The sequence below is a fragment of the Clostridium akagii DSM 12554 genome, assembly GCF_000686725.1.
Lineage (GTDB): Bacteria > Bacillota > Clostridia > Clostridiales > Clostridiaceae > Clostridium_I > Clostridium_I akagii.
Window position 1 is genome coordinate 130,020 of record NZ_KK366007.1, and the last position, 10,720, is coordinate 140,739.

The window sequence follows — 10,720 nt, forward strand, 5'->3', positions numbered from 1 at the left end:
TATAAGGGTTTTTAACTTGTCACTTTTAATTCTTATTATACTGGGAGGTGACATGATGGATAGTTCCAAGGAATTGGCAAATGAAAAAATAGGAAAACTGCTTTTGAAATTTTCTATACCGGCTGTTATAGGTATGCTTGTAAATGCAATGTACTCTGTTGTAGACAGGATATTTGTTGGCAGGGGTGTTGGATCATTGGCACTCTCAGGTGTGGCCATAACATTTCCAATAACAAATGTAATTATGGCAATTGGAATGCTTGTTGGAACAGGGGCAGCAGCAGTTATATCAATTAAACTTGGTAAAAAAGATAAAAATGGTGCGGAAAAAGTAATAGGCAATGCATATACAATGACAGTTATTTTATCTATACTATTAAGTATTTTAGGAATTATATTTCTAAATCCAATATTAAAATTACTTGGAGCAAGCTCGGAAACTTTTATATACGCAAAGCAATTCGCAATAATTTTGCTAGCTGGAGCAGTGCTACAAAATGTGGGGTTTGGATTGAATCCACTTATGCGTTCCGAGGGAGCACCTAAGATGGCTATGTTAACTATGCTAATAGGTGCTATTTTAAACGTTATGATAAATCCACTTTTGATATTTGTTTTTAAGTTTGGTGTCAGAGGATCAGCTTTTGCCACAGTTATTTCTCAGACAGTATGTTCAGTTTGGATATTACTTTATTTTACTAGAGGTAAGAGTCTGTTAAAGCTTAGAAGAAAAAACATGAAACTTAAAAAGGTTATAGTAAGAGAAATCATAGCAATAGGAATGTCTCCTTTTGCTATGCAAATTGCAGCAAGCATAGTTACCATAGCTTTTAACACAACACTTAAAAGATATGGTGGAGATCTTGCTATAGCAGCGTACTCTCTTATAACTAGTATTACGGTGCTCATACTTATGCCTTTGATAGGAATAAATCAAGGAGCACAACCCATAATTGGATATAATTATGGTGCTAAAGATATGATTAGGGTTAAAAAAACATTGGTATATGCTACTATTGCTGCAAGCTGTGTTTCAATAATTGGATTTATACTAGTGCAATTATTTGCTACTCAAATAATTAGCATTTTCAATACAAGTGATACTAGGCTTATAAGTATAGGGTCTAATGGATTATCTATTTATCTTAAGATGTTTGCTTTTGTTGGAATGCAAGCAAGTTTTTCAAATTATTTTCAGTCAATTGGGAAGGCAAAACATTCAATGTTTCTAAGTTTATCAAGGCAGATTATATTGCTTATACCATTAGTACTTATATTACCAAATTTTTTTGGACTAAACGGTGTGTGGATAGCAGGAGCTGTTTCAGATATTACATCTGCGCTAGTAGCTGCTATTTTTATTGTAGTTGAAATGAAAAATAATTCTCAAGTTAAAAGTCTCACCAGTTGATATATATATAACTGGTGCTTTATAAAACAATATAGGTGTATAGGAATTTTGAGGAGGAAATGATACATGGCGTGGTTGAAAAAAATTTTAAGTCATCATAAATATAAGTACACCATTGAAATAATGGTACTGGTAGTAGTTGGTGCTATATTATTAAATACATTATTTATATATCCAATAATGGGTAAAAGTGATAACGGGGATTTTCATAGATTAATTTTATTTGGAGGGCTTTCAAATTTATCCAATGGATATAAGGAAATTTATGATGGTTTTGTACATCTCAATTATTCAATATCAATGCCAGGTATATACATTCCTTTTTACATAGATTGGGTTTCTGAAACTATACCGCTAAAGTTAGCAGTATTCATTTCATTGTTTGCACATAATTTTCACAATAGTTTGTTTGATATAAGATATTTATCTTTTATCTATTCTATAATATTTTTAATAGGTATATTTCTAATAATTAATTTTAAAAAATTCTCATATTTGCTTAAAGTAACAGCAGGAATTTTTATTATTTTGTTTTTCACAGATATTTCATATTTGGAGTTCTTTAATTCTTTTTTTGGAGAAGCAGGTACCATAGTATTCTTTTTTCTCAGCATTGGAACATACCTAAATTTAATCAGTAAGGATAAACCTAAAATAAGAAATTTTATATATTTTTTTGTAGCTTCAGCTTGTTTTTTAACCTCCAAATCACAGGAATTACCATTACTTATTTTTATGTTAATTATATATATAGCTCTTTTTATTTACTACAAAGGCAAGTCACAAAGAAAATGTATTGTGATTGCTTCGATATTGGTCATTATAATTTGTGCGGCTTCATATTTTTCATTGACAGATACTATGAATGAAAATAATGTGTATCAATCAGTTTTTTCGGGAATACTCAGGGGATCTAAAACTCCAGAGAAGGATTTACAGGAACTTGGTATAAATAAGAAATTTATGGTGTTTTATGGTCATTCATTTTATGAGACATATAATGGAAATGATCCTGTGGGACAAGAGATGCTAAAAGAATTCTACCCGAAGGTTTCTCCTGTTAAAGTACTAGGTTTTTATTTTAATCATTTGGACAGGCTTTGGGAAAAAATTGTTGACTCAGCAGATAATGCATATGCTTTTTCGTTGCCTAGTAAAAGCAATTTTATAAAGGGTCAGTATACTTCTAATAAGCTTGTAAATACTTTTAGAACAAGACTTATAAAAAAATATCCGTATATTCACCACAATATAAATATATACATTATATTCTCAATTTTGTATTTAGGAATAGCTGTGTTTTATTTTATAAAGCATAAAGATAAAGATCAACGTCTTCTCATATTAATGTTGCTGTTTATTCTTGCATCAGGATCATCTCAACTTATGTTACCGGTTATAGGTTCAGGGCATGGGGATTTTGGAAAACATTTATTCCTTTTGAATTTATCCTATGATATTATGGCTGGAACTTCTTTGCTTTGGGTTGCAAATCTTGGAGAAAAAGCGGTTAGGAGATATAAGGAAAAGTGACAAGTTACAAGTTGAAATAGGGATATAAGTGAAGGGACCCCTTCACTTATATCCCTATTTTAATAATAACAGAAAATCTTCATCAACGTGCACTATCAACTTGAAATCGATATTGCTGTTATCAGAGTTTGTAAAATTCCTCAAAGGTTTTTTCAACATAGCTATGATCCATTACCCCACAAAGCTCTCTAATGGAGTGCATTGCTAATAGAGGAGTTCCAACATCGACTGAGCGTATACTTACATGAGATGAAGATATTGGACCAATAGTACTTCCGCCAGGTTCATCAGATCTGTTTACAAACTTTTGAACGGGGACACCACACTGCTCACAAATTGTTTGGTAAACTGATGAACTAACACTATCTGATGTGTATTTTTGGTTAGCACTGATTTTTAGTACAGGTCCTTTATTAATTATAGGTCTATTTGTAGGATCACTTTTTTCTCCTTTATTAGGATGAACTGCATGCGCTGCATCAGCAGAAATAATAAATGATTTATTTAAGGCTCTAAAATAATCTTCACGATCTCCTCCAAAACATATAACAATTCGCTCAAGTACATTTGCTAGAAATTCTGAGTTAGCACCTTGTTGTGTTTGGCTACCAACCTCTTCATTATCGAAACAAACTAAAACATTTGTGCCATGTGTTGTATTTGAACTTATAAATGCACAAAAAGCTGCATGGAGCATCTCTAAATCATCAAGTCTACTACTAGAAATAAATTCATTGTTAAGACCTATTATATTTCCTTTATTAAATTCATATAGATATAAATCAAAGTCTAATATATCATCTATATTCACTCCAAGTTCTTTGGAGATGGTTTTTATAAGAAGATTGTCTTCTTCAAGAGATTCATTAACCATGCAAGTTAAAGGTATCAAATCAATTTGTTTATTAAGCTCTATACCTTTATTTATTGATCTATTCATATGTATAGCTAAGTTAGGAATAATCAGAATGGGTTTTTTAATATTAAGTAGCATTGTTTCTGGAAATAATACATTGTTACTTTTTATTGTAATCCTACCAGCTAAGGAAAGAGGTCTATCAAGCCATGTATTTAAAATTGGACCGCCATATACTTCGGTATTTAATTTAATATAGTTACCTTCGGAAGTGATTTCTGGTGAAGGTTTGATTCTAAAACCAGGTGAATCTGAATGTGCACCTATTAATTTGAAGCCTTTTTTTGCAATTATGCCACTTCCTACTGTGAATGCTATTAGGGCAGAATCGTTTCTACTGACGTAATAATGTCCACCCTTTTGAATTTCCCATCTCTCACCCTCACTTAGTTCTACAAATCCTTTTCCATTCAAGTCATTCTTCATATTTTTTACGGCATGGAAAGCTGAAGGACTTTCATATATAAAATTTATAAGTTTTTCTGCCAATAATTGTTCTTTATTCATTTTATTCCTCCTGTATATATATGGTAAATTAATGGATACCCAATATATAATTATAAAAACTATATTAAATATAGCAATCTTATTATACTATTTTAAGAATATATTGTATAATATAATTTAATAATTACTTTAGGCATATTCAGAAAATAAATATCGCAGCATTGTTTATTTTCTGAATATGCCTTACAGCACTGAGGAGTGTTAAAAATGACTGCAAAATTTGTAATATCACATTTTGTTAAACATTATGAAGATATAAATAATAGGAAGGTTAGACAAGAGTATGGAACTGTAAGTGGAATTATTGGAATAATTGTAAATTTAGCTTTGTTTATAATTGAAATTATTCTTGGTGCAACCACTAATAGTATTGCTATAATAGCTGATGCATTTCACAATCTTGCGGATGTAACATCTTCCGTTGTAACTCTTGTTGGGTTTAGACTTTCAAATAAACCAGCAGATAAAGAACATCCTTTTGGACATGGAAGAATGGAATATATATCTGCACTTATAGTTTCATTTGTAATTTTAGTAGTTGGACTTCAATTTATTAAAACTTCCTTTGATAGGGTACTACATCCCCAGCAAGTTAATTTTAATATTATTACTTTTGTAATTATAATTTTAGCAATACCATTTAAGTTATGGCTCAGTTATTTTAATAAGGCACTAGGTAAAATGATTGATTCATCAACTCTTAAGGCAACTGGAGCGGATGCACTGAATGATGTGGCAATACTAAGTGGTGTTATAATTTCACTTATGGCATCATATATTTTTAAAATTGATATAGATGGATATGTTGGTATGGTGGTAGCAATATTTATATTTTTGTCAGGATTATCATTTGTAAAAGAAACATTAAATCCACTCTTAGGTCAGGCACCAGATCCAAAGCTTGTAAAAGAAATAAAAAACTCGGTACTTGGTTATGAACATATTCTTGGAGTGCATGATCTTATTATTCATAATTATGGACCTGGGAGAACCATGGCTTCGCTTCATGCAGAAGTGCCATATAACATATCAATTATGAAGATTCATGAAGTAATTGATAGAGCTGAAAAGGAACTTTCAAAAAGATTAAATATGTTTATTGTAATACACATGGATCCAGTGTATACAGATTCAAAGGAAGTTACGGATGCAAAAAAAACTGTTGTTCAGGTACTGAAAAAATTTCCCGTTGTAAGTTCAATTCATGATTTTAGAATAGTTGGAAATGGTGAAAATAAAAATTTAATATTTGATTTGGTTATTAGTTTTGATAACAAAGTAACAGAAGAAGATGAGGCAAAACTTAAAATAAACATTGATAATGCAATTAAACTTGAACACCCAGGTTATGATACAGTTATAACAATTGACAGAGACTACACTTCATAGAATCAGTGATAAGAGGCAAGTTACAAGCTTGTCACTTGCCTCTTTTTTTACTAGTTTTGGTTTTTGCTTCGCTCCAAATCGTCTCCTCTTTGATTTTCACCGTTCATATTAAATTTATTAAATTCAGATTGACTTTGTTCTTTCAGTTTTGCTTTCATTGATAGTTTTGCTTCTTTATCATGATCACGAACACTTTGAATATTGGCTTTCGAACTATTTAAGGAATTAAAATTAGTCAAGATTATATCTCCTTTCTAATAAATTTTTTTCAGTGATGCATTACTTTAGTTTAACCAAAAGTAAGTTTACTATTAAAAATATCACCTATGCATGTGAAAAAAAATTGGAATAAAAGTATATTTAATTTGAAATGTCTTTTTTTACATTGATATATTCATTGATATATGATACAATAAAAAATAATTTAATAAGGTTTGTTAACCTAGGGTAGAGGTGCTGTAATTATGAGTATTTATTCAGAGCGGGTGCGCTAAGAAGAATAAAAAAAGGAATTTCAGCCGAAGAAAATGAATTGACAGGTTTATTTTCTGACTTTGCATAGAATATATGTTAAGTTGTCACTGATAAAAGTGGAGAGCTACAAGGTACACACAAGGTTGCGTATGGATGATTATATTGCGGCAAAGGTGTTCCTTTGACGCAATATTTTGTATTTTTTGCTGTAAGGCATCTAACACAAGATAAAATTTTATTTTGTGTTAGATGCCTTATACTTTAATGATAAAGTATCCTAAGATTAAAATCCTTAATTATAAAAAGATACACAAGGGGGATTTCAATATCATGCCAGTAATTGTACAAAAGTATGGTGGCAGTTCCGTTGCCACCACAGAAAAAATAAGAAAAGTAGCAGAAACAGTAATTAAAAGGAAAGAAAAGGGAAATGCAATGGTTGTGGTAGTTTCTGCAATGGGAGATACTACAGATGAGCTAATAAGTCTAGCTAAGGGAATTTCAGAAAAGCCAGACAAGAGAGAACTAGATGTAATATTGTCAACAGGTGAAGTGATTTCATCCGCTCTCCTTGCTATGGCAATAAAAAATATGGGTCATGATGCCGTCAGCTATACTGCATATCAAATTGGAATGAAAACAAGTGGTGAATATGGGAAATCCCTAATTGAAGATTTAGATATAGAAAGAATAACCAAAAGCTTAAATGAAAAAAAGATAGTTATAATAGCAGGTTTTCAAGGAATAAATGAGTTTGGTGATATAACCACATTAGGTAGAGGAGGCTCCGACACTACGGCAGTTGCTTTAGCTGTTAAGCTTAATGGTACTTGTGAGATATATACAGATGTTGATGCAATATATACAACAGATCCAAGGGAATATAACAAGGCTAAAAGGTTAAAAGAAATTGATTATGAAGAAATGCTAGAACTAGCTAGTCTTGGTGCACAGATTATGCATCCAAGGTCCGTAGAACTTGGGCAAAAATATGGAGTTCCAATACATGTTGGATTAAGTTGTGGAGAAATTCAAGGAACAGAGATAAAAGAAGTAAATAATATGAATATGGAGAGTAAACCAGTAACAGGAATAGCAACAAGCGATAATAATATAGCTATTACCATAAATGGAATTGATCAGGATAAAAATATTTTATCGAATATTTCTGAGGCAATAGGTAGTCGTAAGATAAATATCGATATGATCAGTCAGACTGCACCAATGCAAGGTAAAGTCAATGTTTCATTTACAATACCTAAAAATGATATTGATGAATGCACAACAATAATAAAAAGTTTTGCTGAAACTAAAAATATTTTTGTGGATAAGGATATAACAAAATTTTCTATGGTTGGCATAGGAATGAAGACAACATCTTGTGCAGCATCAAAGATGTTTAAGCTTTTCACGGAAAATGAAATAGATGTAAAATTAATTACTACTTCAGAAATAAGAATAACATGTGCAATTAAACAAGAGGATAAGGAAAAGGCAGTAAATTTAGTTGCACATAAATTTAACCTTTAATTTATATACGAGGGGGCATTTAAATGAAACTTTTTGGAACAATGGATATTAATCAAGATGAATTGTATATAGGCGGTGTAAGTAGTAGTCATCTATGCAAAAATTTTGGAACACCGCTTTATGTTATAGATGAGCAGCTTTTGAGAGATAAATGCAAAAAGTATTACAAAGCTTTTGGTTTAGAAAAAGGAATTAACAAAGTGGCATATGCAGGCAAGGCATTTTTAACTATTGCTATGTGCCAAGTAATAAATGAAGAGGGCTTAAATCTTGATGTAGTGTCTGGTGGTGAATTATTTACAGCTTATAAAAGTGATTTTCCTATGGAGAAAATCTTATTTCATGGAAATAACAAAACTACAGAAGAAATTAAAATGGGAATTGAACTTAAGGTTGGAATATTTGTTGTGGATAATTTTTACGAAATGGAAAAAATAAATGAAATTGCAAAGGTGAATAATAAAATTCAAAAAATATTTTTGAGAATCACTCCTGGAATTGAAGCTCATACGCATGAATATATAAAGACGGGTCAGATAGATTCTAAATTTGGGTTTAATCTTATAAGTGATGATGTAATAAACGCTGTTAAGAAATCTATAGAATTTTCTAACATTGAATTAGTAGGGTTACATGCACATATAGGCTCTCAAATTTTTGAAATTAAGCCTTATGAAGATGAAGTTGATGTTATGCTGAATCTTATAAAAGATATAAAAGAAAAAACTGGTCATGAAATAAAGGAACTTGATCTTGGTGGAGGATTTGGTATCTACTATACCAATGGGGATGAACCTAGAAAAATAGAAGATTTCTGCAGTATTATACTAAAAAGAGCTGAAGAAAAAGCTAAGGAATTAGAGATCAACTTGCCAAGTTTAATAATTGAACCTGGAAGGTCTATTATAGGTAATGCAGGAACAACACTTTATACAATTGGTGCAATAAAAAATATCGAGGGTGTAAGAAAATATGTTTCAGTTGATGGTGGTATGACAGATAATGTAAGACCATCACTGTACCACGCTGAATACCAATGTGCAATTGTAAGTAAGATGAATGATAATTCTAACGAAAAAGTAACAATAGCAGGAAAGTGCTGTGAATCAGGTGATATTTTAATAAAGGATGTTGAGATTTCTAAAGCTGTTAGTGGTGACATCCTAGCAGTAGCAAGTACTGGTGCCTATGGGTATTCCATGAGTAGTAATTACAATAAGGCCCAAAAACCAGCGGTAATTTTTGTAGCTGATGGAAATGCAAAATTAGTTTGCAAGCGACAGAGTTATGAAGAACTTATAGAAAATGAACTGAAACTACTTTAAAAACAAATTCGGAAGAGGCAAGTGAAGAGTGACAAGTGACAAGTTAAAATAGGAATGTAGGGAGATTTGCAAAACAAATCTGGCTACATTCCTATTTTTTTCAGATAATTCCTATTTTTCAGGGGAGTTTTTAATTAGAACTTTTGTTATCCTTTTTCTGTTACATTGTAATACAAAAAAATCGTAATTTGCATAGGTTATTTTGTCATTAATTTGTGGATATGAATTTAACTGTGAATAAATCCATCCACCTATAGTATCAATGTTTTCAGATTCAATGTTGATTTTCAAAAGGTCATTTATATCATCAAGAATGAGTTTCCCATCAACTATATAATTATTATCTTCAGTTTTAGTAATTTCATCAGCACTTTCATCAAACTCGTCTTGAATTTCACCAACAATTTCTTCTAAAATATCCTCGATGGTTACTAGGCCTGCGGTTCCACCATATTCATCAATAATTATGGCTATTTGAGTTTTTTCTTTTTTAAATACCTTTAGTAGTTCACTTATGGGCATGGATTCAGGAACAAATTTAATCTCACGAATAATGTCTTTTATATTTTCATTAGTACCTTCTATTTGTTGTTTGTATAAGTCTTTAATGTGGATAAAACCTATAATATTATCCTTGCTATCAGAATATAATGGATATCTAGTATGCCTTTGTTCTAAAGCAAATGATATAATATTTTCAAAAGAATCATTGTTAGAAATACACGTCATATCAGTACGCGGTATCATTATTTCTTTTGCGGTTTTCTCAGAAAAATCAAATATATTATCTACAAAAGTCAATTCAGTTTTGTCTATTAAACCATGATTATAGCTTTCTTGGACCAATAATTTTATTTCTTCATCAGTATGTGCAGCTTCCTCTTCATCAACACGTGAAATCCCAAATATCTTCAAAACAAAGTTAGTACTATGATTAAAAGACCACATTATGGGATAAGTTATTTTATAAAATAATGTGAGTGGCAAAGCGGTATAAATAGCTATTTTTTCTGCGCTTATAATTGCTAAGGATTTAGGGACTAATTCACCAAGTACAATATGAAAGCATGTTATAAGTGCAAAGCCTAAAACGAATGAAATTGATTCTATTGTAGCCTTTGGCATATTAAGTAGATTAAATAATGGCATTAAAGCATCGGAAACAGCAGGCTCTCCTATCCATCCTAAACCTAAGGAGGCTAAAGTTATTCCTAGCTGACATGCTGACAAGTATGAATTTAAATTATTAACAACTTTTAAAGTGTGATTTGCATTCTTATTGCCTTCAAGCACCAATGTTTCTATTCTAGACTTTCTTACTTTTACCATGGCAAATTCCGTTGCCACAAAGAATCCATTTATAAAAACAAGTAGAAACACAATAATAATGTTTATTAAGATAATCATATTCTAGTAATTCCCCTTCCAAGTACCTACATAGCATTTGTATATTTATAAGATTATAAATATTAATTCATATTATACCATAGGTATTTAATTTATATTGTAATTAAATTATCCATTAAATATAAATAATATATCCAAAAAAATCTGTGTTATAAATTTTATAATTTTATTTTCATTTTCGGGAATACTAAAAGAAGCTTCACTTTTTAATAACTTTCAGGAAAGGAT

At 30.7% G+C, this 10,720-nt stretch carries 8 protein-coding genes and 1 riboswitch; of the genes, 5 read left to right on the plus strand and 3 right to left on the minus strand.

From position 1 onward, the window contains the following. Positions 1–55: 55 nt before the first annotated feature. Together BR66_RS0116160 and wsfD are read left to right on the plus strand one after the other, a co-directional pair. Complete coding sequence (locus tag BR66_RS0116160; RefSeq protein WP_026883820.1) at positions 56–1,411, plus strand: MATE family efflux transporter; 1,356 nt, start codon at positions 56–58, stop codon at positions 1,409–1,411. Positions 1,412–1,477: 66 nt separating this feature from the next. Continuing rightward, entirely contained in the window at positions 1,478–2,944 is a 1,467-nt protein-coding gene (gene wsfD, locus BR66_RS0116165) for a glycan biosynthesis hexose transferase WsfD (RefSeq protein ID WP_026883821.1), read from the plus strand. Positions 2,945–3,065: 121 nt separating this feature from the next. Here wsfD and BR66_RS0116170 read toward each other — a convergent pair whose 3' ends face one another. Continuing rightward, positions 3,066–4,367 (minus strand): M18 family aminopeptidase, encoded by a 1,302-nt coding sequence (locus BR66_RS0116170; protein WP_026883822.1) that lies wholly within the window; start codon positions 4,365–4,367, stop codon positions 3,066–3,068. Positions 4,368–4,574: 207 nt separating this feature from the next. Between BR66_RS0116170 and BR66_RS0116175 the strand changes: the two genes are divergently transcribed. Beyond that, positions 4,575–5,756 (plus strand): cation diffusion facilitator family transporter, encoded by a 1,182-nt coding sequence (locus BR66_RS0116175; protein ID WP_026883823.1) that lies wholly within the window; start codon positions 4,575–4,577, stop codon positions 5,754–5,756. 50 nt (positions 5,757–5,806) lie between these two features. Here the strand turns inward: BR66_RS0116175 and BR66_RS0116180 are convergent, their stop codons facing one another. After that, positions 5,807–5,995 (minus strand): hypothetical protein, encoded by a 189-nt coding sequence (locus BR66_RS0116180; RefSeq protein ID WP_026883824.1) that lies wholly within the window; start codon positions 5,993–5,995, stop codon positions 5,807–5,809. A 201-nt stretch (positions 5,996–6,196) separates the two neighbouring features. Beyond that, a riboswitch (Lysine riboswitch) is annotated at positions 6,197–6,365 on the plus strand. 195 nt (positions 6,366–6,560) lie between these two features. Between BR66_RS0116180 and BR66_RS0116185 the strand changes: the two genes are divergently transcribed. Both BR66_RS0116185 and lysA read left to right on the plus strand, forming a co-directional pair. Then, positions 6,561–7,760 carry an aspartate kinase gene (locus BR66_RS0116185; protein WP_026883825.1) on the plus strand — a complete coding sequence of 400 codons (1,200 nt, stop codon included), beginning with the start codon at positions 6,561–6,563 and terminating at the stop codon, positions 7,758–7,760. 23 nt (positions 7,761–7,783) lie between these two features. After that, positions 7,784–9,085: a diaminopimelate decarboxylase gene (gene lysA, locus BR66_RS0116190; protein ID WP_026883826.1), complete on the plus strand. Its 1,302-nt coding sequence runs from the start codon at positions 7,784–7,786 to the stop codon at positions 9,083–9,085. Positions 9,086–9,196: 111 nt separating this feature from the next. On the opposite strand, the gene BR66_RS0116195 is transcribed toward lysA, so the two are convergent. After that, the gene (locus BR66_RS0116195; RefSeq protein WP_026883827.1) at positions 9,197–10,492 is read right to left on the minus strand and encodes a hemolysin family protein; all 1,296 of its coding nucleotides are present in this window, start codon (positions 10,490–10,492) and stop codon (positions 9,197–9,199) included. Positions 10,493–10,720 lie beyond the last annotated feature (228 nt).